At 71.5% G+C, this 22,624-nt stretch carries 19 protein-coding genes and 1 tRNA gene; 8 read left to right on the plus strand and 12 right to left on the minus strand.

Annotated elements, in window-relative coordinates; genetic code table 11:
- Nucleotides 1-37 precede the first annotated feature (37 nt).
- Both AC54T1_RS09500 and AC54T1_RS09505 read left to right on the plus strand, forming a co-directional pair.
- Nucleotides 38-1,099, plus strand: coding sequence for a LacI family DNA-binding transcriptional regulator (locus tag AC54T1_RS09500; protein WP_496911780.1), 1,062 nt, complete (start codon nt 38-40; stop codon nt 1,097-1,099).
- Between the two features lie 151 nt (nt 1,100-1,250).
- Entirely contained in the window at nt 1,251-3,098 is a 1,848-nt protein-coding gene (locus AC54T1_RS09505; protein ID WP_496911781.1) for a glycoside hydrolase family 6 protein, read from the plus strand.
- 107 nt (nt 3,099-3,205) lie between these two features.
- On the opposite strand, the gene AC54T1_RS09510 is transcribed toward AC54T1_RS09505, so the two are convergent.
- Nucleotides 3,206-3,634, minus strand: coding sequence for a molybdenum cofactor biosynthesis protein MoaE (locus tag AC54T1_RS09510; RefSeq protein WP_496911782.1), 429 nt, complete (start codon nt 3,632-3,634; stop codon nt 3,206-3,208).
- Complete coding sequence (gene moaCB, locus AC54T1_RS09515) at nt 3,621-4,682, minus strand: bifunctional molybdenum cofactor biosynthesis protein MoaC/MoaB (RefSeq protein WP_496911783.1); 1,062 nt, start codon at nt 4,680-4,682, stop codon at nt 3,621-3,623. The genes AC54T1_RS09510 and moaCB overlap by 14 nt, the downstream gene beginning before the upstream one ends.
- A 185-nt stretch (nt 4,683-4,867) precedes the next feature.
- Here moaCB and AC54T1_RS09520 point away from each other — a divergent pair, with 185 nt between their 5' ends.
- On the plus strand, nt 4,868-5,314 hold the full coding sequence (locus tag AC54T1_RS09520) for a DUF4383 domain-containing protein (protein WP_496911784.1): 447 nt from the start codon (nt 4,868-4,870) through the stop codon (nt 5,312-5,314).
- Nucleotides 5,315-5,456: 142 nt separating this feature from the next.
- Here AC54T1_RS09520 and AC54T1_RS09525 read toward each other — a convergent pair whose 3' ends face one another.
- The 4 genes from AC54T1_RS09525 to AC54T1_RS09540 all read right to left on the minus strand — a co-directional run bounded on the left by AC54T1_RS09525 (nt 5,457) and on the right by AC54T1_RS09540 (nt 10,821).
- Complete coding sequence (locus tag AC54T1_RS09525) at nt 5,457-6,449, minus strand: NAD-dependent epimerase/dehydratase family protein (protein ID WP_484345028.1); 993 nt, start codon at nt 6,447-6,449, stop codon at nt 5,457-5,459.
- Nucleotides 6,450-6,630: 181 nt separating this feature from the next.
- Nucleotides 6,631-6,704: transfer RNA gene (locus AC54T1_RS09530), tRNA-Met, on the minus strand.
- A gap of 62 nt (nt 6,705-6,766) precedes the next feature.
- The gene (locus AC54T1_RS09535; protein WP_496911785.1) at nt 6,767-7,762 is read right to left on the minus strand and encodes an aldose 1-epimerase; all 996 of its coding nucleotides are present in this window, start codon (nt 7,760-7,762) and stop codon (nt 6,767-6,769) included.
- Nucleotides 7,763-7,773: 11 nt separating this feature from the next.
- The gene (locus AC54T1_RS09540; protein ID WP_496911786.1) at nt 7,774-10,821 is read right to left on the minus strand and encodes a UPF0182 family membrane protein; all 3,048 of its coding nucleotides are present in this window, start codon (nt 10,819-10,821) and stop codon (nt 7,774-7,776) included.
- 127 nt (nt 10,822-10,948) lie between these two features.
- Between AC54T1_RS09540 and AC54T1_RS09545 the strand changes: the two genes are divergently transcribed.
- Nucleotides 10,949-11,509, plus strand: coding sequence for a PPA1309 family protein (locus AC54T1_RS09545; RefSeq protein WP_496911787.1), 561 nt, complete (start codon nt 10,949-10,951; stop codon nt 11,507-11,509).
- A gap of 43 nt (nt 11,510-11,552) precedes the next feature.
- Here the strand turns inward: AC54T1_RS09545 and AC54T1_RS09550 are convergent, their stop codons facing one another.
- Both AC54T1_RS09550 and AC54T1_RS09555 read right to left on the minus strand, forming a co-directional pair.
- Nucleotides 11,553-12,743, minus strand: a complete 1,191-nt coding sequence (locus AC54T1_RS09550; RefSeq protein WP_496911788.1) for a YlbL family protein — start codon at nt 12,741-12,743, stop codon at nt 11,553-11,555.
- 46 nt (nt 12,744-12,789) lie between these two features.
- Nucleotides 12,790-13,821, minus strand: a complete 1,032-nt coding sequence (locus AC54T1_RS09555) for a Rossmann-fold NAD(P)-binding domain-containing protein (RefSeq protein ID WP_496911789.1) — start codon at nt 13,819-13,821, stop codon at nt 12,790-12,792.
- Between the two features lie 85 nt (nt 13,822-13,906).
- Here AC54T1_RS09555 and AC54T1_RS09560 point away from each other — a divergent pair, with 85 nt between their 5' ends.
- A complete protein-coding gene (locus AC54T1_RS09560; protein WP_496911790.1) occupies nt 13,907-15,379 on the plus strand; it encodes a zinc-dependent metalloprotease in 1,473 nt (490 codons plus the stop codon).
- Between the two features lie 28 nt (nt 15,380-15,407).
- Here the strand turns inward: AC54T1_RS09560 and AC54T1_RS09565 are convergent, their stop codons facing one another.
- Nucleotides 15,408-15,968 (minus strand): M48 metallopeptidase family protein, encoded by a 561-nt coding sequence (locus tag AC54T1_RS09565; RefSeq protein ID WP_496911791.1) that lies wholly within the window; start codon nt 15,966-15,968, stop codon nt 15,408-15,410.
- A gap of 115 nt (nt 15,969-16,083) precedes the next feature.
- On the opposite strand from AC54T1_RS09565, the gene AC54T1_RS09570 reads away from it, so the two are divergent.
- Nucleotides 16,084-17,079: a ThiF family adenylyltransferase gene (locus AC54T1_RS09570; RefSeq protein ID WP_496911792.1), complete on the plus strand. Its 996-nt coding sequence runs from the start codon at nt 16,084-16,086 to the stop codon at nt 17,077-17,079.
- Here the strand turns inward: AC54T1_RS09570 and AC54T1_RS09575 are convergent.
- A complete protein-coding gene (locus tag AC54T1_RS09575; protein WP_496911793.1) occupies nt 17,076-17,447 on the minus strand; it encodes a WhiB family transcriptional regulator in 372 nt (123 codons plus the stop codon). The two genes, AC54T1_RS09570 and AC54T1_RS09575, sit on opposite strands and share 4 nt — an antisense overlap.
- Nucleotides 17,448-17,829: 382 nt before the next feature.
- On the minus strand, nt 17,830-19,911 hold the full coding sequence (locus AC54T1_RS09580; protein ID WP_496911794.1) for an ATP-dependent helicase: 2,082 nt from the start codon (nt 19,909-19,911) through the stop codon (nt 17,830-17,832).
- A gap of 107 nt (nt 19,912-20,018) precedes the next feature.
- Here AC54T1_RS09580 and AC54T1_RS09585 point away from each other — a divergent pair, with 107 nt between their 5' ends.
- Nucleotides 20,019-20,297, plus strand: coding sequence for a mycoredoxin (locus AC54T1_RS09585; protein WP_484345016.1), 279 nt, complete (start codon nt 20,019-20,021; stop codon nt 20,295-20,297).
- Nucleotides 20,298-20,342: 45 nt separating this feature from the next.
- On the opposite strand, the gene nudC is transcribed toward AC54T1_RS09585, so the two are convergent.
- The gene (gene nudC, locus AC54T1_RS09590) at nt 20,343-21,422 is read right to left on the minus strand and encodes an NAD(+) diphosphatase (protein WP_496911795.1); all 1,080 of its coding nucleotides are present in this window, start codon (nt 21,420-21,422) and stop codon (nt 20,343-20,345) included.
- A 107-nt stretch (nt 21,423-21,529) separates the two neighbouring features.
- Here nudC and AC54T1_RS09595 point away from each other — a divergent pair, with 107 nt between their 5' ends.
- Nucleotides 21,530-22,618 (plus strand): phosphotransferase, encoded by a 1,089-nt coding sequence (locus tag AC54T1_RS09595; protein ID WP_496911796.1) that lies wholly within the window; start codon nt 21,530-21,532, stop codon nt 22,616-22,618.
- Nucleotides 22,619-22,624: the final 6 nt, after the last annotated feature.

Below are 22,624 nucleotides of genomic sequence, written 5' to 3' on the forward strand. Positions count from 1 at the left end.
ATGCGCGCACGCGCCCCGTCGAGCATGCTCTGGTCTCGTGGAATCCGAAACTTCCCCTGAATTTACGCAAGCATCTACGAAACGTCCAACAATCACCGACATCGCCCGGGCCGCCGGCGTCTCGATCGCTGTCGTCTCGTACGCGCTCAACGGGCGACCCGGGGTCTCCGCAGCGACGCGGGACCGCGTGATGCGGATCGCTGACGAGCACGGCTGGCGACCGAGCGCTGCCGCCCGGTCCTTGCGGACCACGTCCCGGTCGATCGGGCTCGCGCTCGTCCGGGGGGACACGGCGACGACCCACCCCGCGCTCTTCATGGACCTCCTCACCGCCGTCCAGGAGACGCTGGCCGCCCACGGGCTCGCCCTCGTGCTCCAGGTGGTGGAGGACCTCGACGCCGCCGTCTCCCTGTACCGGTCGTGGTGGGCGGAGCGGCGCTTCGACGCCTTCGTCGTCACCGACGTCCGCGCGGAGGACCCGCGGGTCGAGACACTGCGCTCCTTGCGCGCACCTGCCGTCGCCGTCGGGCACCCGGACGCGAGCCGCGGGCTCGCCTGCGTGCACGTCGACGACGAGGAGGCGTACGCCCGCATCGGGCGGTTCCTCGCCGGCCTGGGGCACCAGCACGTCGGCCTGGTGACCGGGTCGCCCGACCTCGACACGACCGCGCGGCAGGGGCGCGCCCTGCGGGAGGCCTGCGAGGAGAGCGGCGGCACTCTGCTCGTCGTCGACGGAGCCGCCGACCACGAGAGCGCAGCAGGCGCCACACGGCGCATCCTCCTGCCCGACGACGCCCCGTCGGCGCTCGTGCTCACCACCGACCTGGCGGCCGTCACCGCTCTCGACGTGGCCCGCAGGGTGCACAAGGACGTCCCCTGGGACGTCTCTGTCGTCGCTGGCAACGACTCCGCGTCGTGTCGGCTCGCGACGCCCTCGGTGACCGCCCTGCCCTACCCCGTCACGTTGCTCGGCGCCGCCGTCGGGCGGGCTGTCCTGGCAGTGCTGGACGGCGAGCGTGACGTGCGTTCCACCCTCCCGGTGGGACCGCTCACGGTCCGCGGGACGACCGCTCCGCGCTCGTCCCGCGCTCCCGCGTAGATCACGTTCTGGTAACGGAGCTTGGGCTAAACGTTTCACACCTGTGCCGATTCATACCGGGATGCGACGTTCTATCCCACCGGCGCTCCCGTGCCGGTCCGACCTCTCGCCCCGGCGCGGGGTCGGACGAGCCCGACCACCGGAGGATCCCGTGACCCGACCCCCTCAACGGCTGCGCAAAGGCGCGACAGCCGTCACCGTGGGAGCGCTCCTGGCAGCGCCGTTGATCCTCGCGTCCACGACCACAGCGGTCGGGGCCGAGGCCCACGTCGACAACCCGTACGCCGGAGCAGAGCAGTACGTGAACCCGCAGTGGACCGCGAAGGTCGAGGCCGAGGCTGCTGCCGTCGAGGCCAGCGACCCGGAGCTCGCAGCCCAGATGCGCGCCATCAAGAACGAACCGACCGCCGTGTGGATGGACCGGATCGGAGCGATCGGTGGGAACGTCGACGGCCCCGGCCTGAAGTTCCACCTCGACGAAGCGCTCGAGCAGAAGCAGGGCAGCACGCCCCTCGTGCTCAACCTCGTCATCTACGACCTGCCCGGGCGCGACTGCTTCGCGCTCGCCTCGAACGGCGAGCTCCCCGCGACCGACGCAGGGCTCGAGCGGTACAAGACCGAGTACATCGACGTCATCGCGGACCTCCTCGACAACCCGGAGTACGCCGGGATCCGCATCGCGGCGACCATCGAACCGGACTCCTTGCCGAACCTCACGACGAACATGTCCGACCCCAAGTGCCAGCAGTCTGCCCCCTACTACAAGGAAGGGGTCGCGTACGCGCTGGACCAGCTGCACGACATCCCGAACGTCTACACGTACGTCGACGCCGCCCACTCGGGCTGGCTCGGCTGGCCCGAGAACGCTGCAGGCTCGGTCGCGACGTTCGTCGAGGTCGCCCGGCTCACCGAGGACGGTTTCGCGTCGATCGACGGCTTCGTGACGAACACCGCCAACACCACCCCGCTCGTCGAGCCCTACCTGCCCAACCCGGCCCTGACGGTCGGCGGACAGCCGGTCCGGTCGTCCTCGTACTACGAGTGGAACTCGGACTTCGACGAGATCGACTGGACGGCGAACCTCTACTCACGCCTCGTGGCCGCCGGGTTCCCCTCGACCATCGGCATGCTCATCGACACGTCCCGCAACGGGTGGGGCGGGCCTGACCGCCCCACGGCACCCAGCACCTCGACGAACCTCGACACGTACGTCGACGAGTCGCGCATCGACCGTCGGACCCACCGCGGCGCATGGTGCAACCCGGCAGGCGCGGGCATCGGCGAGCGTCCGCAGGCGACCCCCGCCGGCTACGACGCGTCCCACCTGGACGCGTTCGTCTGGATCAAGCCTCCGGGCGAGTCGGACGGGTCCTCCTCGGAGATTCCGAACGACGAGGGCAAGGGCTTCGACCGGATGTGCGACCCGACCTACGCGTCGGACAAGCTCGGCGGGGAGCTCACCGGAGCGCTCGCCGGGGCTCCTGTCTCCGGCAAGTGGTTCTCGGCGCAGTTCCGCGAGCTCGTGGCGAACGCCTACCCGCTCATCCCCGCGACGGGCGAGCCGACGGACCCGACCGACCCGACGGACCCCACCGATCCGACGGACCCCACGGACCCCACCGATCCGACGGACCCGACTGATCCTACGGACCCCACCGATCCGACGGACCCGACTGATCCCACGGACACCACCTGCGACGTGACCTACACGGCCAACAGCTGGAACACCGGCTTCACCGCGTCGGTGAGGGTCACCAACACCGGCACGTCGGCGCTCAACGGCTGGGCACTGTCGTTCGCGTTCCCGACGGGTCAGCAGGTCACCCAGGCGTGGTCCGGCACGGCGAGCCAGTCGGGCGCCAACGTCTCGATCACGAACGCGTCCTGGAACGGCACGCTCGCACCGGGCGCTTCCGTCGACGTCGGCTTCAACGGTTCCCACTCCGGGACGAACACGGCACCCACCGCGTTCGCGCTCAACGGCGCCGCCTGCAGCTGACGGTCACCTCAGGCACGTCAGGCGCTCGAGGTCGCACACCTCGGGCGCCTGACGTGTGCGCCGCTCCGTGGCCGCTCGACAGGGCGCACCCTCGTCCTGGAGAGGCGTCAGAGCCCGACCCACTCCGCCACACCGTCGGTGAAGTGCTGACGCTTCCAGATCGGCACCTCGGCCTTGATCCGCTCCACGAGCTCGGCGCAGGCAGCGAACGCCTCGGCGCGGTGCCCGCTCGAGACCGCGGCGACGAGCGCGACGTCGCCCACCGCAAGCTCACCGATCCGGTGGACTGCCGCGACACGCAGCCCGGTCCGGGCTGCGACGTCGGCGCAGCACCGAGCGAGGAACTCCTGGGCTGCGGGATGCGCCTCGTAGTCGAGGCCCACCACTGCCCTGTCGCTGTCGTTGTCGCGCACGATCCCGCGGAACGTGACGACCGCGCCGCACTCGTCGGCCTCGACCGACGCCTCGATCGCCCGGACGGCCGCCTCGTCGATGCGGTCGCGGGTGACTGATCCTCGCCCGTCAGCGCCCACCACGGTCCCCCTCGTGGCGGCCGGCGCCACGCACCTGGTCGAGCACGTGCGTGAGCACGTCGTCGACGACGGCGAGACCGTCCCGGACGCCGCCCGGCGAGCCGGGAAGGTTGACGACGAACGTCGACCCCGCGATCCCCGCGAGCGCTCGGCTGAGCACCGCGGTCGCGGTCGCATCCGCACCCCGACGCCGGATCTCCTCCGTGATACCGGGGAGCTCCCGCGTGAGCAGCGCCCGGGTGGCCTCCGGCGTGACGTCCGTCGGAGAGACCCCCGTCCCCCCGGTCGAGATGAGCACGGCAGGACGAGCCAGGAGCTGCTCGCGCAGGGCCTCGGCGACCTGCGCGTCGGGCACGACGACGGGACCGGTGACATCGAAGTCCCGGGCGCGCAGCCATCCGACGATCGCGGGCCCTGTGGTGTCCGTACGATCCCCCGCGGCTCCCGAGGTGGACGCGACGACGACGCACGCGGTCCGACGTCCGGAGCTCGGCGCACCCTGCTCGACGACTGCCTGGGCCGCACCCGTGCGGGCGGTCGGGCGCTCCTCGTCGGCCCCCTCCTCCACACCTCCCGGGACGTCGTGGCGCGCCCAGTCCCCGCTCCTGCCTCCCGTCTTCGTCAGGAGCCGGACACCGTCGAGCGTCGCCGCGGGGTCCACGGCCTTGACCATGTCATGGAGCGTCAGACCCGCGACGGCGACCGCGGTGAGCGCCTCCATCTCGACGCCCGTCGGAGCCGTCGTCCGAGCCGAGACCTCGATGCGGATGGCGGACTCCTCGAGCTCGAACGCCACGTTCACCCCGGACAACGGGATCTGGTGACAGAGCGGGATGAGCTCCCACGTGTGCTTGGCCGCGCTGATCGCGGCGATCCGGGCCGTCGGCAGGACGTCGGCCTTCGGCAGTCCCTCAGCACGGACGAGAGCGACGACCTCTGCCGTCGTGCGCAACCGGCCTTCCGCGACCGCGGTGCGCGAGGTGACCGCCTTGCCACTCACGTCGACCATGCGCGCGCGTCCGTCGGGGTCGAGGTGGGTCAGCTCGCTCATGTCGCCTGCGCTCCGTCGATAGGTGTCGCCGCGCCGGAGGAACGTCGCGACCCGCCATGCTAACCCGGCCCCCGATCGCCCGAACCCGGGATGCGGCATCCCCCCAGATGCGGACCAAACGGACAGGCGGCAGGCTGAAAGGGTCCGGGTTCATCAATGCTCACCGCCAGCACGTGGAGGACGTCATGACCAGTTCCGCCGCCAGCACCTCGGCGGCCACGACCGGCCGGAGGCCGTACCAGTGGCTCGCTCTCGTGTTCGGGATCATCTACCTGCTCGTCGGGATCCTCGGGTTCTTCGTCACCGGGTTCGACGGGTTCGTCGCGCACGACCACGAGGAGGTCCTCGTCATCTTCGCGGTCAACCCGCTGCACAACATCGTGCACCTGATCATCGGCGTCCTGGGTGTGGCGCTGTGGAAGTCGCGCTCCGGAGCCCGGACCTTCGGCTGGATCCTCGCCGTGGTCTACGGCATCGTGTCGATCTACGGCCTCGTCGTCGCGGGCGAGATCGACGGCAACTTCCTCAACATCAACGGCGCCGACAACGGCCTGCACATCGCCACGACGATCGTCGGTTTGATCATCGCACTGTGGCCCGACAACGACACGGCCCGCACATCGCGAGCCTGACGGCCCTGAGGTCATGACCAGACGTGTCCCACGCGTGCGGTGACCGCCACCGCGGGCGGCCCGGCGCACTGCGCGACGAAGCCCGGCAGGATGCCCTGCCGGGCTTCGTCATGCAGCGGTGGTCCGGCCGGACCTGTGTGCGTCAGGAGACGCGGAAGCGCTCCACGAGCTCGTCCAGCACCGCGTCGAACTGCTCGTCGACGACACGCCGCTCCGGGTCGGCGAGGTACCACTCGACGATCTCCCGAGCGCCCTGCTCGAACGGGATCGTCGCGCGGAAGTCGGGGACGATGCCCCGGAGCTTCGAGTTGTCGAAGACCATCGAGTGCGCCTTGTCGCCGAGCAGGCCCGCACCCCAGGCGGGGTCGACCGCAGCGATCGCCTCGGAGGGCACATGCACGATCCGCGGCTCGACGCCCAGCGCGAGACCGAAGGCGCGGGCGATCTGGTCCCAGGTGAGGACATCGTCCGACGTGATGTGGAACGTGTCGCCCACGGCCCGCGGGTGACCCAGGAGTGGCACGAGCCCACGAGCGAAGTCGGCGTGGTGGGTGAGCGTCCACAAGGACGTCCCGTCGCCGTGGACGACGATCTCGGCGCCGCGCTGCATGCGGTCGAGGACGGTCCAGCCGCCGTCGAGCGGGATGGAGGTCTTGTCGTACGTGTGGGACGGACGCACGATCGTCATCGGGAAGCCGGTCTCGCGGTACGCGCGCACGAGCAGGTCCTCGCAGGCGATCTTGTTCCGCGAGTACTCCCAGTGGGGGTTGCGCAACGGGGTCGACTCGACGACCGGGAGACGCTCCGGAGGGGTCTGGTACGCGGATGCGGAGCTGATGAAGACGTACTGGCGGGTCCGGCCGGCGAGCAGGTCCATGCTCGCCTGCACGTGCTCGGGGGTGAACGCCACCCAGTCGACGACGGCGTCGAACTCGAGTCCGTCCAGGGCTGCGCGCGCCGAGGCAGGGTCGCGGATGTCACCGCGCAGACGGGTGACCGCGTCGGGCAGCGGACGCACGCTCGTCTCACCGCGATTGAGGACGTACAGGTCGATGCCGCTGTCGACCGCGAGCTGTGTGCTCGCGGAGCTGATGACGCCGCTGCCACCGATGAAGAGAACTTTGAGAGAGGCCATCACGCCACCCTAGTGCGCGGGGTCGTACCGAGCCGCTCGGCGGCCGCGCCGCAGGCCCTCTGCACGTCGGGGTCCTCGTCGACCCGCGCCGGCCGGGCGTCGAACGCGCGGACATAGGAACTCGCGGACATACAGAGACGGCCCCCGCACTACGTTTCCGTAGTGCGGGGCCCGTCATTCGTAGCGGGGACAGGATTTGAACCTGCGACCTCTGGGTTATGAGCCCAGCGAGCTACCGAGCTGCTCCACCCCGCGTCGATGTCTTTACTCTACGTCAGCGACGCGGATAAGGACAACCGGACAGGGTGTGAGGGCCGTCACTGGCGGCCGTGGACCACCTCGGCGCCGAAGGAGAACGTCCGGGCCGTGCCTGCCGGCAGGCGGACCTCAGCCTCCCGGTCGGGGCGGTTGAACGCGTCCGTGATCGACTCCAGCGGCTCGATGGCGACCGACTCCCGCGGACGGTCGAGCGTCTCGCCGGTGAACACCAGGACGGTGCCGTGCTGCTGCCACACGGCCACGCCGTCGCCCGTGCGCGGGTCGCTGAGGACCGTCCGCACGCGACCGTCGGTCTCCGGCACGAGACGCACCCATGCGTGGTCGTACGCGACCCCCTCGAGCGTCTCGTGGACGAGGTCCGAGTCCCGCTCCTCGTACGCCGCCCCACCCGCGAGCGGGATGAGCCCGTCGTCCATGACGATCGCCGCACGGGCCGGCACGCGCAGCGCGAGCCCGTCGATCGTCGCGTGCCCGGGGATCTGGAAGTACGGGTGCCACCCCGCTGCCACCGGAGCATCCCGGTCCCCGACGTTGCGCACCTCGAGGTGCACGTCGACGGAGCTCGCGGTGAGCTCGAACCGCACGGTCACGTCGAGGGAGAACGGGTAGCTGTCCTCGGGACGGATCGCGCAGGACAGCGTGAGCACGGTCGCGCGCTCGTCGCTCGCGTCCTCGCTGACGACCACCCAGTCGGTCATCCGCACGTTCCCGTGGATGACCTCCTTGTCGACGGGGTACTGCAGACCGACCTCGTGGGTCACCCCGTCGAACGTGTACCGGTCGTCCCGCAACCGGTTCGCGAACGGAAGGAGGATCGCGCTGCGCCCCCCGTGCTGGCGCTCGAAGTCCGCCTGGTCGCGGTACCCGTCGATGAGCTCAGCCGTCCCGTCGCCACCCCACGGAGCACGCCAGGACAGGAGCGTCGCGCCGCGCAGCAGGATCTCCGCCTCGGAACCGCTCGGGCCGTGCCGCAGGATCTTCGTCGGCAGGCTCCCGAAGGTGCCGTCGGTGATCGTGCTCGTTCCTGTCGTCATGCTCGTCCCCATCAGCCGATCTCCGTGTCTGCCGCGATCGCTTCTTCGATCGCGGTCTCCAACCGTGCCTGCGCCTCGCCGTAGGCGGCGAAGTCACCTGCCTCGAGCGCAGTCCTGCTGTCCTGCAACGCCTGGCTGGCGTCAGCCAGAGCCGCGTCCAGACGTGCCTGCGGCGTGTCACCGGTGGCTGGTGGCGTCGGCACGGTCGGGTCCGTCGTCGGCTCGTCCGCGGGTTCCGTCGTCGGGTCCTGCGTCGGCTCGTCCGACGGGGTGTCGGTCGGCTCGTCCACGGGGACGTCGTCGATCGGCACGTCACCGTCGTCGATGGTGCTCGCGTCGCCGGCAACGGCACCCGAGTCACCCTCGAACACCTGGTCGAGGGCCTCGTCCAGGGTGTCCGCGAAGCCGACCTCGTCACCGAAGGCCACGAGGACCTTGCGCAGCAGCGGGAACTGCGTTCCGCTGCTCGACTGGACGTAGACCGGCTGCACGTACAGCAGGCCGCCACCCATGGGCAGGGTCAGGAGGTTGCCGTTGAGCACCGTGGAGTTCCCGGTGCGCAGCAGGTTGAGGGTCGTGGCGATGTTGGAGTCCGAGTCGAACGCGTTCTGCACCTGGCCCGGTCCGGGCACGGTGGAGCCTCGTGGGAGCTCCAACAGACGCAGCTGGCCGTAGTCCTCAGCCGGTTTCCCGGCTGTGTCGCCCGCCTCCGCGTTGACCGCGAGGTACCCCGTGAGCACGTTGCGGTCGCTCGTCCCCCCCGTGATGAACGACGACGAGAGGGAGAATGTCGGCTCGTCCTGGCCCGGCATCTGGAGCGTCTGGTAGTACGGCGGCTGCATCGGCTTGTTGTCACCGGGTGCGGTCGGGTCCTCCGGGTTGCGCCAGAAGTCCTGGCCCGAGAAGAACTCCGACGCCGTGTCCACGTGGTACTGGGTGAGGAGCGTGCGCTGGACCTTGAACATGTCCTCCGGGTACCGGATGTGGCTCATGAGGTCGGCGCTGATCTCGGAGATCGGCTCGATCGTCCCCGGGAACACGCTCTGCCACGCCTGGAGGATGGGGTCCTCGGTGTCCCACGCGTACAGCGTCACCGAGCCGTCGTAGGCGTCGACGGTCGCCTTCACCGAGTTGCGGATGTAGTTGACCTCTTGCGGCTGGAGCGCCGCGACGCTGCCAGCCATCGTCAGCGTGTCGGCCGTGGCGTCCTCGAGGGACTCCGACGCCGAGTACGGGTACTCGTTCGACGTGGTGTACCCGTCGACGATCCACTTGACGCGCCCGTCGACGACGGCCGGGTAGACCCTGCCGTCGAGCGTGAGGTACGGCGCGACCTTCTCGACACGCTCGCGCGGGTCGCGGTCGTACACGATCTGCGACTCGGGCGTGACGCGGTCGGAGAAGAGGATCTCCTCCGCCTGGAACTTCAGCGCGTAGAGCAGCTTGTTGGCGAACGAGCCGACGTCCGGACCGATCGTGACGTCCCTCGTCGGGAAGGTCGTGTCGACCTGCCCGCCCTCGTCGTCGGTCGGGTAGTCAAGCTCCCACGGGTCCGTGCCCTCGGGTGCGCCCACGATCGAGTACGAGGGCGAACGCGGGCTGAAGTAGATGCGCGGCTCGTAGCCGTCAGGCCCCGACTGCTCGGTGAGTCCACCGACGGACGGGATGCCGCCCTCGTAGAACGCGGGGCGCCCGTCGGGACCGATCTGGTTGCCGTAGGCGGCCACCACGCCGAAGCCGTGGGTGTACACGGTGTGGTCGTTCACCCAGTTGCGCTGGTCCGCACCGAGGCCGTCGAGGTCGAGCTCCCGGACCGCGATGAGCGTGTCCCGGCTCTCGCCGTCGATCTCGTAGCGGTCGACGGAAAGGGCATCGGTGAAGTTGTAGTAGCCACGGTTCTGCTGCAGCTGCCGGAACGAGGGGCTGACGATCGTCGGGTCGAGGAGCCTGATGGACGCCGTCGTCTCCGCGTCCTCACGCAGCGCACCAGCCGTCGCATCGGTCTCCGCGTTGTAGGACTCGACCTCCATGCCGTCGAGGCCGAACGCCGTCCGCGTCGCATCGATGTTGCGCTGGATGAACTCGGCCTCGAGCTGCTGCGCGTTCGGCGTGACCTGGAAGCGCTGGACGACGGCCGGGTAGATCCCTCCGACGGCGATGGCGGCGACGACCATGAGACCGACCCCGATGATCGGCAGACGCCACGTCCCGCGGAACGCCGTGACGATGAACAGCGCGGCGACGAGCAGCGCGACCCCCGCGAGGATCGCCTTCGCCGGGATCACCGCGTTGACGTCGGAGAACGACGCCCCTGCGAACTTGTCCCCGCCGGTCTTGAGGATCGTGTACCGGTCCAACCAGTAGTTGGCGCCGATGAGGATCATGAGGACGGCCGCGATCACCGCGAGCTGGATCTGCGCGGCGCGCGTCGTGCGCGCTCCGCCACCGCCGACCTGCAGGCCCCCGTAGAGGTAGAGCGTCGCGATCGTCCCGACGCCGGCGATGACGACGACGGCCATGAGGAAGCTCACGATGAACCGGACGGCCGGCAGCGTGAAGACGTAGAACGAGAGGTCGATCTGGTGCTGCGGGTCCACCGTGCCGAAGGGCACGGAGTTGATCCACAGGAGGAACGTCGTCCACTGCGACGACGCTGCGATCCCGGCGAACAGTCCGAGGAGCGCCGGCGCTCCGATCATCACCACGCGCCGCAGCGGCTCGATGGCCTCGCGGTACTGGTCGAGGGTGGCCTGCTCGGGCGTCGAGGGCGCGTAGATCGGACGGTTCCGGTACGCGAGCTGCAGCGCGAGGAAGACGACCCCCGCCATGACGGCGAACCCGGCCACGAACAGGGCGGCACGTGTCCCCCACTCCGTCCACAGCACGCGGTCGAAGCCGAGCTGGCGGAACCACAGGACCTCGGTCCAGAACTGCGCGAGCAGGAAGACCGCGACGACGAGGGCGACCACCGCGCCGACGGTGATCGCCAACGGGCTCGGCCGTCTCCGCGACCTCCCCGGAGTCGGTGACGGACGGCGCGGATGTGCTGCAAAAGACACGACGGGAAGTCCTCGCTGTAGGTGACACTCTCTGGTGATGCAAACGCGTGCGAGCACCACAAGGTTCCCACAGGTGCACGTCGGGGGCGGCATGGTCGCAGCCGCGGCGATCTGTCATTCTTGCTCCATGACCACCTCAGCCGGAGCCGGCATCCCACCCGCTCAGCGCGCCCTCGCCGACGCCGTCGTCGAGATCGAACGGCACGTCGCGTCGTTCGGGTGGGACGCACCCGCACGGGTGTTCGCCCTCGTCTCGACCCAGGCCGCGCTCCGCGCCGAGCCGGGCCTCGCCGCCCAGCTGCCGGAATCGACCGTTCGCACCGCGCTCGAGGACGCCTCGCACCTGACCTCCGTGGAGCAGGACGACCTGCCGGCCACCGAGTCGCTCGAGGACCTTCTCGCGTCGATCATCTGGCCGGACGCGGTGACGGGAGCCGCCGTCGTCGTCGAGCGCGTCGTGCTGCCCCCGTCGGCCGAGGACGAGCTTCCCGAGGACCCCACGGCTGCACTGGCATACCTGCAGGACCACCCGGACCGGCAGGACGTGCGGCTGGCCGCCGGGGCGCTGCGGGACGGGACCACGTGGTGCGCGCTGCGGAGCCGGTCGAACGACACCGACGACGCCGTCGGTGTGGGACCCGACCTCGTGCCGGGGCTGACCCAGGCGCTGCTCTCGACGTTCGAGTGAGTCCGCGGCGCGGCCGCACTCAGCGTCGCTGCGCGCCCGGCCGCTAGCCGTCCGCGTTCTCGACGTCGGCCGCTGTGCAGGTGGGGAGGTCCGCGCCGGTCCCGGCACCGATGGCGACCATCGCCTCGCGCGCCTCCGCGATCGTCGCGACCTTGACGACCCGCAACCCGACCGGGACGTTCCCGAAGACCTCCCCGCAGTTGTCTGCCGGAGCGAGGAACCACGTGGCGCCGTCACGCAGGGCGCCGTGGAGCTTCTGCCGGATGCCGCCGATCGCCCCGACCTCGCCGTCCATCGACATCGTCCCGGTCCCAGCGATGACCTGTCCGCCCACCTCGTCCTCGGGGGTGAGGAGATCGATGATCCCGAGCGAGAACATCGTGCCGGCGCTCGGTCCGCCGATGTCGTCGATCGCGATGCCGACGTCGACCGGCAGGTCGAACGTGCTGCTCACGAGGACTCCCAGCCGCGACCCCGTCACCTCGGGGCCTTCCGTCGGGCCCTGCTCCGGCGCGGTCGTGGTCACGACCTGCTCGACGACGTCCTCGCCGCGGCGGACCACGACAGGAAGCTCCGTGCCGACGGGGGTGCCGTCCAGGACGTCGAAGAGCGTCCCCTGGTCCGTGACGGGCGTCCCTCCGATGGACAGGACCACGTCCTCAGGCTCCAGGAGCCCCGTGGCGGGCGAACCGTCCGCGAGTCCCTGGACGACGACCTCGACGGGGATGTCGTAGCCGAGCTCGACGAGCGCGGCGTACGCCGCGCTCTGCTGGGACTCCTGCATCTGCTGGTTCGAGCGTTGGTCCGCCTCCTCCTGCGTGATGCCGACGGGGAACGCGGTCTCCGCGGGCGCGACGGCGTCCACCGGGTCGATCCACCCACGGACGGCGTGGACGATGGTGAGCGGGTAGCCCGGACCTCCGGTGACGCCCACGGTCGTCAGCCGCAGCTGGCCGGACGAGTCGTACGTCGGTGCACCCTCGATCGTGATGAGCGGTTCGCCGTCGGCCTCGCCCAGCGTGTCGACGGTCGGCCCCGGGGACTTCACCACGTACGGGCTCGGGACGACGGCGAGACCGCACACGAGCAGGACGGTCGCGAGGAAGGACACCCCGAGCGTGATCCCGCGAGCGGTGACCGCGGGCCGCTCGTCGACGTCGATCACCGGGCGCGGGACGTCCTGGCGCTCATCGACGGGACGTGGGGTGTACGGGTTGGTCGTATCGCTCGGCACTCTCAGGAGTATCCCTGACCCACCTGGATGAACCCTGACGCAGCGGTCACCCGCGTCCGCGCGCCTGTCGCCACAGGGCTGCTGTCCCGAGCAGGGCCACCGCCGCACCAGCGGCACCGAGCGCCGCCGCGTCCCGGCCCCCCACCCTGCGTCCGGCGACCCCGGAACGTCCACGCACCTGATCGAGGAGCACGCGCAGGCACTCCTCGCTCGAGTACGTCGACGTCCAGCCCGCGTCCCGGAGGGTCGCGGCACCCACGGTCCAGGGATAGACCGCGAACGCCATCTCGCTCGCCGGCGAGGGGAGCACTCCGACGCGGTGCAACCGCTCGGCCGTCCCGAACGCGGAGCGCGCCGGCAGGTCGATCGCGCGCATACCGGCGATGCGGGCCACCTCAGCGGGCGCGAGCACGTCCGGCAGCCCGTCACGCAGTGCGCCGACCGTGAGCCGACCCACGAGCTCGCTGTCGACGACCACCTCGACCGCGCTCGCCAGGTCGTCGAGGTGCACGAACTGCCAGTCCCGGACCGCGCCACGGATGGTGAGGATCCGGGGCGCCTCGAAGTGGCGCGTGATGAGGGTGTCGACCTCGGGACCCACGACGGCCGCGGGTCGCAGCATCGTCACCCTGGCCCCGCTCCCGAGCGACAGGCCGACCTGGACGACCGTCTCCTCGAAGGCCTGGAGGTCACCCACGAGACCGTCGTCGGTGACGAGCGCGGCTCCCTCGTCGTCCTCGATGACACCGCGACCCGGGCTCGCACCGTTGACGACGGCCGAGCTCACGGCGACGAGGTGCTCGACGCCGGCGACGATCGCGTCGAGCACGTCGCGGGTCGTCTCGGCGACGAGGTCGCCGCGACGCTCCGCAGCATGTCGGGTGCTCGTGCGCGTGAAGTCCCCCTGGTGCCCGACGACGACGACGGCGCGGGCTCCGGCGAACCGGTCGGGGCCCTCGGTCCCCTGGTCAGGGCTGCGAGCGCCGAGCGCCGCCCGCAGGCCTCGCCCCACCGGCCCGCCGTCGAGCACGACGATGTCCGGCCGGGTGCGCCCAGAGCGAACCGGTCTCCTCGTCATGGCAGACCGGCCTCCTGGGCAGCGTTTTGTGGTTACCGTGGACGGACCTGTTGCTCGCCCCGCAGACATCGTCCCAGGAGACCACATGAGTAGCGACTCGTCCGACACCTCCGGAACGCCCGACCCCGACCCCTCCCCCTGGGAGGACCTCCTGCGCTCCCTGTTCAACGGGGACAACGAGGAGGCGATGCGACAGATGCGCGCGAGCGGGCTCGACCCCCAGGCGCTCGCCGCCGCCTCCGGGATGGTCAACGACCCGAAGATGCTGGAGCAGGTCCTCGCGCAGGTGCAGCGGCTCCTCGCGGCCTCCGGCGGCGCGCCGGTGAACAGCGACGTGGCGCACGACGTCGCCCGGCAGGCCGCGGTCGCGGGCGGTGACCCGTCCGTCGGCCAGCCGGAGACTCGCGCCGTGACGGGCGCCCTGTCCGTCGCCGAGCTCTGGCTCGATGCGGCGACGGACTTTCCGCCGGCTGGTGGGCCGACCTACGCCTGGAGCCGCTCGGAGTGGGTCGAGCACACGCTGCCCGCGTGGAACTCCCTCGCGGAGCCTGTGGCCGCATCCGTCGCCGACGCCCTGTCGTCGGTGCTCCGGGACCAGCTGCCCGACCTCGGCGAGGCGACCGGTCTCCCCGGCGGCCTCCCACCGGGTCTCTTCGGCCCCGGCGCCGGTCTCGATCCCACCCAGATGGTGCGCCAGCTCGGCGCCGCCGTCTTCGGCATGCAGGTGGGGGCGGCGGCGGGCACCCTCTCCCGGGAGGTGTTCGGCGCGACCGACATCGGCGTCCCCCTCCTGTCCGGGGCTGCCACCGTGCTGGTGCCCGCGAACATCGCCGTGTTCGCCGAAGGGCTCGACGCCCCCGCCGAGGAGGTCCGGCTGTTCCTCGCCCTGCGGGAGGCCGCCCACGCGCGGCTCTTCACGCACGTGACGTGGCTGCGCTCGCACCTCCTGGGGCTCGTCAGCGCCTATGCCCGGGGCATCACGATCGACATGGACGCTCTCGAGGGCTCGCTCCGCGAGATCGACCCGACCGACGCAGAAGCACTGCGCGGGGCGTTGTCGGGTGGCGTCTTCGGCATCGAGTCCACCGAGGAGCAGCGGGCCACGCTCCTGCGCCTGGAGACCGTGCTCGCGCTCGTGGAGGGCTGGGTCGACGAGGTCGTCGCCCGCGCCGCACTCCCCCACCTGCCCCACGCGGCGGGGCTGCGCGAGATGATCCGGCGACGCCGGGCGGCGGGCGGCCCTGCCGAGCAGACGTTCGCGTCCCTCGTCGGGCTCGAGCTGCGCCCCCGGCGCTCGCGCGACGCTGCGACGTTCTGGGCGAAGGTCGAGCAGGAGCTCGGCGCCACCGGTCGAGACGGCGTGTGGGACCACCCCGACCTCCTCCCGACCGGTGCCGACCTCGACGATCCCGCCGGGTTCCTCGCGCGGCGGGCTGCGCCGTCAGCCGAGGACACGGACCTCGACCGGGCACTCGCGGAGATCCTCAGGTCGGATGACGAGGCCCAGGATGCCGGCGCCACCGACGAGGGCACACCGGACGCCCCCGACCGCTCCTGAGCGGGCGCCGGCGGACCGGCGGACCGCGTCAGGCCGAGGGCACCTCGGGGTCCTCCTCGAGGTGCGCTCCGCGGTCCTCCGCGAAGGACACACCCTCGAGGAAGCCCCGCGCACGCTCGGTCCGCGGGTAGGTGACGAGGAGCTCCCAGAACTCCGGGCCGTGCCCGGAGTGGAGGATGTGCGCGAGCTCGTGCAGCAGGACGTAGTCGAGGACCCACTCGGGCATACCACGCACCCGGGTGGAGATCCGGATGGAGCGTTCCGGCAGGCTGCACGAGCCCCAGCGCCGGCCCTGCCGACCGGACCAGCGCACGGAGGACGGGACGGCGCGCCCTCCCAGGTACTTGTCCGAGAGCTCCGTGGCCCGCGTCGCCAGCCCTTCGTCCGAGGGGCGTCGGCGGCGCTCCTTGTCAGCGAGCCGGCCGAGCATCCGTTGGACCCACTCGCGTTCCTGGGCCCGGGAGAACCTGGCGGGGATGGACACGATCGTCACGTCTCCGTCGCGGTACGCGCTCACCGTGCTCGTGCGACGACGGCTCCGGCGCACCTCGATGCGGGTGCTCGGGGGTCCATCGGCGGCGGTGGGCACGGCACGACCGTAGTGCCTGCCCGCCTGCTGGGGTAGATGCCCCGCCGAACATCGTTGCTCGGACCAGCCTGTGGACAACACCGTGGAGCTGCACCGACGTGCCACGCTCGTCCGCATGAAGCTCAGAGCAGGCCTCCGGATCCTCGACCGCGGGGCCGACGGCCTGCAGGTCGGCGCCGACCCCCGGTGGGCCATGCTGCTGCCGCAGGTCTCCCCCGACGCAGCCACGGCACTGCGCGCGTCGGCTGCGTCGCGACCGAGCCGCCCCCGTCGTCCCGCGGCCGGACAGGCCGCCGCGGAGCTTCCCGAGGAGCTCGAACCCCTCGCCCGCTCGGGGCTGCTCGTCCCGGACACGGCACCACCGTGCGTGCCGTCCGCACGCACGGACGACCTCGCTGCGATCGACCACGTGACTCAGGGGGCGGGTGGTTCGCTGGCGCTGGACCGCCGTGCCGCAGGCACGGTCGGCATCGTCGGGCTGGGTCGGATCGGGATGGTGATCGCCGGTTCGCTGGCGTCCGCCGGCGTCGGGACGCTGCTGCTCGACGACTCCCGCCCCGTCCGCACCGCCGACGTCGGTGTCGGTGGTCTGCGAGAGCCGCACGTCGGACGAGCGCGCCGACGCGCCGCAGCAGAGGTTCTCGCCGAGAGCTCTCGAAGCACGCGCATCGGCAGCGAGCGTGACGCCCCCGACGTCGTGGTCCTCGTGTTCGACGAGGTGGCCGACCCCATCGCCACGGCACGGCTCGTGGCCGAAGAGGTCGCGCACCTGGCAGTCGTCGTCCGGGAGGGCGACGTCGTCGTGGGGCCCTTCGTCATCCCGGGCGACTCGCCGTGCCTGCACTGCCTCGACCTGCACCGCGCGGAGCACGACGCCAGCTGGTCGGCACTGGCGTCGCAGCTGCGGGCCGCAGCACGCGACCTGCCCGCCGCGCAGGAGACCTGCGTCTCCGGGGTCGCGGGCGCGCTGGCCGCCGCGCAGGTGCTCGCACACATCGACGGGCACCGTCCCGCGACGTGCGGCGAGACCGTCGAGCTGTCCCTGCCGGACGTCCTGCCCCGGGTACGGTCGTGGGCACCGCACCCGGGGTGCGGGTGCGGTGCCGCCTAGGCCGCCGCGTCCTTGCGAGGACGGCCGCGGCCGCGCTTGCGAGCGACCACGACGCCGTCGACGAACACCTCGCCGCCCCACACCCCCCAGGGCTCCGCGCGTTCGATCGCGCCGGCGAGGCAGCTGCTGACGAGCGGGCAGCCGCGGCACAGCGCCTTGGCCTCCTCCACCCTGTCGCTCTGCTCGGCGAACCACAGCTCAGGGTCGTTCCAGCGGCACGGCGCCAGGCCGGCGACGACGTCGTCGAACTCCCGGTCCTCGCGTGCGCGCCGCACCGCGTCCGTCAGGGCGTCGCCCCCGACGGTCGACGGCGGACAGGTCGTGTCCTGTGTCGGTCGTGTCGTCTCGAGCAGCAGTGTGCGCCGCACGGTGTCCTCCTGGTATCCCTGGTACGTCTCGTCGATGGAGCGTGAGGGATACGCGGCGGCGTCCGCCTCGCCCGCCGTGAGCGGAGGGGCGTGGAGAGGACGAAGGCCGCGGATCCCTGATGGACTCCGCGGCCTGGGCTGTGATCGTCCCGGTGCTACAGGGGACGACGGCCTGGAGCGGAGTCGTGGGTGGCGATACGGGCGGTACGGGCCCGATGGCGCGCAAGGGCGCTCTCGTTGCCGGACCATGTGACCTGCGTGGTCACCATCTCGTTCTTCATCGCTGCACCCACCTCCTCTCATCGCGAGCCCCCGCCTCTCGGCGGGCCGCTCTCCTCCAGGGACTCGTGAACACTATTCCCGCCCCTGCGCCGCGTGCAACCTATTTATCGTCGGCGTTCTTCAGGTGCTCGGCGACGACAGCGAGGACCGCTTCCCCGTAGGCGTCCACCTTGCTCGGTCCGACGCCGTTGATGCGCACGAGCTCGGGCACCGAACGGGGCCGCAGCTCCGCGATCGCCTCGAGCACGGCGTTGGACAGCACGACGAACGCGGGACGGTCGATGGCCTTCGCCTGCTGGGACCGCCACCGGCTGAGCGCCTCGAGCAGCGCGGGATCGTAGGTGCCGGTGAGCGCCACCGCGCTCTGCCCGGTCGCGGCGCGCTCCCGCCGTCGCGCCTGCCCGGCCGGTGCCTCGCCCGGCCACAGTCCGTCAAGGAAACGGGAGCGACGTCGCGACGCACGCCCTCCGGGGTTGCGTGCCCGCGCGAACGACAGCTCGAGGTGCACCCGTGCCCGGGTGACACCGACGTAGAGCAGCCGCCGTTCCTCGGCGACGGCCTCGTCCGTCTCCGCGAGCGAGATCGGCATGAGCCCCTCGCTCGCACCGACGAGGAAGACCGCGTCCCACTCCAGCCCCTTGGCGGCATGGAGGGACGCGAGCGTGACGCCTTCCACCGTCGGCGCGTGCTGCGCCGCCGAGCGCTCCTGGAGCTCAGCGACCACGTCCGCGAGCGTCACCTCACGGGTCGCCGCAAGGTCGTCGGTGAGTGCGACGAGAGCCTGCAGGGAGCCCCAGCGTTCCCGCGCCGCACCCCGGGCAGCGGGCGGCTCGGCGGACCAGCCCGCCGACGACAGGACGTCGCGCACCGTCTCGGTGACGGGGACGTCGGGCTCGGCCGAACGCGCAGCACCACGCAGGAGGACGATCGCGTCACGGACCTCCTTGCGCTGGAAGAAGCGCTCTCCGCCACGCACGAGGTAGCCGATCCCCGCGTCCGCGAGGGCCTGCTCGAACACCTCCGACTGCGCGTTCGTGCGGTAGAGCACCGCAATCTCGCTGGCAGGAGTCCCGCCGGCGACGAGCCGGCCCACCTTGGCCGCGACGCCGGACGCCTCCGCCTCGTCGTCGTCGTAGGTCGTGAACGCCACCGGCGGTCCTGACGGCCGCTGAGCGATGAGCTCGAGCGCAGGGTGCGTCCCCGCCCGCGGGCGCCCACGTACGGACAGCAGGTCGTTCGCGAGTCGAACCACCTGCGGCGTCGAGCGGTAGTCGCGCACCAGACGCACGACGCGCGCGGTGGGATGAGCCTTGGTGAACGTCAGGAGGTGGTGCGGCGTCGCACCCGTGAACGAGTAGATGGTCTGGCTCGGGTCACCGACGACGCAGAGCTCCTCCCGGCCGCCGAGCCACTGGTCGAGGACGAACTGCTGGAGGGGCGACACGTCCTGGTACTCGTCGACGACGAAGTGCCGGTACTGGCGCCGGACCTGCTCGGCCACCGACTGCTGGGAGGCGAGCATGTCACCGAGCATGAGCAGGACGTCTTCGAAGTCGATGACGGAGCGCTCCGTCTTCACCTCCTCGTAGCCCGCGATGAGCCGGGCGACGGTCCGGTGGTCGAAGCCCGCGGGAGCGGGGCGGGCGATCGCGGTGCACGCGCGCTCGTAGTCCTCCGCCGTGACGAGCGAAACCTTCGCCCACTCGACCTCCGACGACAGGTCCCGGACCGCCACCCGGTCGACGGACAGTCCGAGGCGACGCGCCGCCTCCCCGACGGCCGGGGCCTTGTGCTCGAGGATGCGCGGGGGTGGTCCACCGACGACCTGCGGCCAGAAGAAGCTCAGCTGGCGCAGGGCGGCCGCGTGGAACGTCCGGGCCTGCACACCCACCACGGATAGGTCGCGCAAGCGGGTCCGCATCTCCCCCGCTGCCCGTGCCGTGAACGTCACTGCGAGGACGGTCGTCGGCGTGTAGACGCCCGTGCGGACGCCGTACGCGATGCGGTGCGTGATGGCGCGGGTCTTGCCCGTCCCGGCGCCCGCGAGGACGCAGACGGGTCCGGTGAGCGTCTCGGCGACCGCACGCTGGTCCGGGTCGAGAGCGTCGAGGATCGCGTCCGCCGAGAGAGGGCGCGGGACGGAGGAGGCGGGGTGACCGGCAGGAGCAGAGGCGTGTGACATCACCCCCATCATCCCAGCCCGAGGTGCCCGCCCGCACGGCTGGGACATACTGGTGCGACGGTCCTCACAGGGCCGGCAGGAGCACCCCCGAGTGAAGGAACCACGCGATGAGTGAGCAGGCAGCGGTCTCCCCGACGATCCCGGACCCCGGGTCGATCGTCATGTACAGCACGTCCTGGTGCGGCTACTGCCGCAGGCTCAAGACGCAGCTCGACTCTGCCGGGATCGGCTACACGGAGATCAACATCGAGGAGGTTCCCGGCACCGCCGAGTTCGTCCAGGAGGTCAACGGTGGGAACCAGACGGTCCCCACGGTGGTCTTCCCCGACGGGTCGTCGGCGACCAACCCCTCCCTCGCGGACGTCAAGGCCCGCCTCGCGGCCTGACACCGCCCACCTTTCGGTGCACGGCGGCTGACCGGACGTTCCCGGTCAGCCGCCGTGCCCGTTCCACGCCCCGGGGAGGGGCTCGCCGTACCACTCCTCGATGAGGGCCCGGGCGATCGAGGTGCGGCTCGGCAGGAGCACGCCCCCGGTCGCCACGGCCTCCTCGAGCTCCTCGCGGGTGAACCACCGGGCGTCCGCGATCTCCTCACCGTCGACGGTGACGTCGGTGGACGACGCGTGCGCGACGAACGCGAGCATGAGGGACGCGGGGAACGGCCACGGCTGGCTCCCTCGGTACTCGACGGCCGAGATGACGACACCGACCTCCTCCATCACCTCGCGCCGTACCGCAGCCTCGACGGGCTCGCCGGGCTCGACGTACCCCGCGAGCGTCGAGTAGCGGCCCACGGGCCACCGCGCAGAGCGCCCGAGGAGGAGGCGGTCCCCGGCGTCGACGACCGCCATGATCACCGCCGCGTCCGTCCGCGGATAGTGCTCGGTGCCGTCGTTGGTGCACCGACGGACCCATCCGCCCTGCACGGCCTCGGTCGGCTCCCCGCACCGCGGGCACCGAGGGTGCGACGCGTGCCAGGCGGCCAGTGCGACGGTCGCGGTGGCAAGGCCTGCATCGAGTGCGGGCAGAGTCTCGCCCACGTCACGCAGGGACGCCCACCGGTGCTCCTCGACGAGCTCGTCGCACGGGTCCAGGGCGGCCACGCCCGAGATGTCCACCTCGTCGGACCCCGCCTCGTCAGGCAGCACGAACGCCAGGTAGGAGCGCAGCCCGGCAGCCTGGCGCTCTGGCGCCCCGTCGGCTCGACCGACGGTCTCGGGGCCTCTCGTCGCCCGGTCCTCGTCCGCGCCGAGGTACAGCCAGTCACCGCGCCGCTCGGCTCCGTCGGACGAGCTGCTGGGACCGAGCGCCTCGCGCAGGCGCGCGGCGGGGACGCGCGCGAGCGACCGACCGTCCGTCTCGACAGCGAGGCGGCCCCGATGGACGAGGACCACCTCGGTGCCCTCCTCGTCCAGCACGGACGCGACGAGGTCGGGCTCTGTCCGCCTCTCCGCGTACCGGGAGGTCGCTGAGCGGGAGAGCGGCAGGGATGTCCAGTCGACGAGTGCCATGTTCACACCGTAGGTGCGTCGTGACGTTCGTCGCAGCCGCCATGACCGTGCGGGCGCCAGGGGCCCGGGCTCAGGCATCCTCGCGCCGAGCCGACTACCGTGGCTGTGTGCAACGCTCTCCCCTCGCCCTCGCCGCCATGTCGACCCTCGCCGTCCCGGGACTCGACGTCCACCACGTCGTACCGGTGACCGCTCCGCACGGTTTCGACTGCGCCGTGGCCATCGACGCGGAGCGCCGGCGGTGGATGGTGCGCGCGCCGCACTCCACCGCTGCGGGCGCTGCGCTCGAGGCGGAGGCGGCATTCCTGTCGGGCCTGGTGGCTCACGTCGACTCGGGTGCGTTGCCGTTCCTCGTGCCGCGGGCTGCGGGGTTCGTCTCGCTGCCCGAGGGAGGACGAGCGATCGTCCACCCCGACCTTCCCGGTCATCCGCTCGACGTCTCGCGTCTGACGCCCGGACCTGGTCTGGCGGCGAGCGTCGGGCGCGCGATCGCTGCGCTGCACGAGCTGCCGGTGTCGCTCGTCGAGTCGTCCGGCCACCCGGTCTACACGGCGGAGGAGTACCGGGGACGGCGGTTGTCCGAGGTGGACGAGGCGGCCCGCACCGGGAAGGTCCCGGCGACGCTGCTGCGTCGATGGGAACGGATGCTCGAGGACGTGTCGCTGTGGCGGTTCCGCGCGGTCGTGACGCACAGCGCTCTCAGCTCGGACAACGTCCTCGTCCAGGCCGGGCAGGTCAGTGCGGTCACCGACTTCTTCGAGGTGCAGGTCGCGGACCCGGCGGACGACCTCGCGTGGTTGCTCGCGTCCGCTCCTCACGAGGCGGTGGACTCGCTCATGGAGGCCTACCAGCTGCGCCGGACCGAGCTCATCGATCCGCGGATCGTCGAGCGCGCGCTCCTCGCCAGCGAGCTCGCCCTCGCCCGCTGGCTCCTGCACGGCGTCCGCAACGGTTTGGACGACGTCGTCGCCGACGCCGTGGGCATGCTGCACGACCTCGATGTCGAGGCTGCCGAGTCGGAGCGGTCCGGGAATCCCATTCAGCGCCCCGCCCGGATCCCCGACTACGAGAAGTCGGCCCCCCGGCCCTACGCGAACGTCGAGACGACGAACTACGCCGTCCTCCGGGACGCCGGCGGGCGCGCGGGTCGGGGTGCGAGCGGCGCGAGGGCGCCCGAGACCGGCGCCCGACCCTGACCGACC

It is taken from the genome of Sanguibacter sp. Z41_6, from assembly GCF_059621145.1.

What these genes read in the sequence shown, in the direction of transcription:
- AC54T1_RS09580 (WP_496911794.1), bottom strand. Translation starts at nt 19,911, where the DNA reads ATGTCACACGCCTCTGCTCCTGCCGGTCACCCCGCCTCCTCCGTCCCG.
- nudC (WP_496911795.1), bottom strand. Translation starts at nt 21,422, where the DNA reads ATGGCACTCGTCGACTGGACATCCCTGCCGCTCTCCCGCTCAGCGACC.
- AC54T1_RS09525 (WP_484345028.1), bottom strand. Translation starts at nt 6,449, where the DNA reads ATGGCCTCTCTCAAAGTTCTCTTCATCGGTGGCAGCGGCGTCATCAGC.
- AC54T1_RS09535 (WP_496911785.1), bottom strand. Translation starts at nt 7,762, where the DNA reads ATGACGACAGGAACGAGCACGATCACCGACGGCACCTTCGGGAGCCTG.
- AC54T1_RS09520 (WP_496911784.1), top strand. Translation starts at nt 4,868, where the DNA reads ATGACCAGTTCCGCCGCCAGCACCTCGGCGGCCACGACCGGCCGGAGG.
- AC54T1_RS09585 (WP_484345016.1), top strand. Translation starts at nt 20,019, where the DNA reads ATGAGTGAGCAGGCAGCGGTCTCCCCGACGATCCCGGACCCCGGGTCG.
- AC54T1_RS09560 (WP_496911790.1), top strand. Translation starts at nt 13,907, where the DNA reads ATGAGTAGCGACTCGTCCGACACCTCCGGAACGCCCGACCCCGACCCC.
- AC54T1_RS09555 (WP_496911789.1), bottom strand. Translation starts at nt 13,821, where the DNA reads ATGACGAGGAGACCGGTTCGCTCTGGGCGCACCCGGCCGGACATCGTC.
- AC54T1_RS09570 (WP_496911792.1), top strand. Translation starts at nt 16,084, where the DNA reads ATGAAGCTCAGAGCAGGCCTCCGGATCCTCGACCGCGGGGCCGACGGC.
- AC54T1_RS09545 (WP_496911787.1), top strand. Translation starts at nt 10,949, where the DNA reads ATGACCACCTCAGCCGGAGCCGGCATCCCACCCGCTCAGCGCGCCCTC.
- moaCB (WP_496911783.1), bottom strand. Translation starts at nt 4,682, where the DNA reads ATGAGCGAGCTGACCCACCTCGACCCCGACGGACGCGCGCGCATGGTC.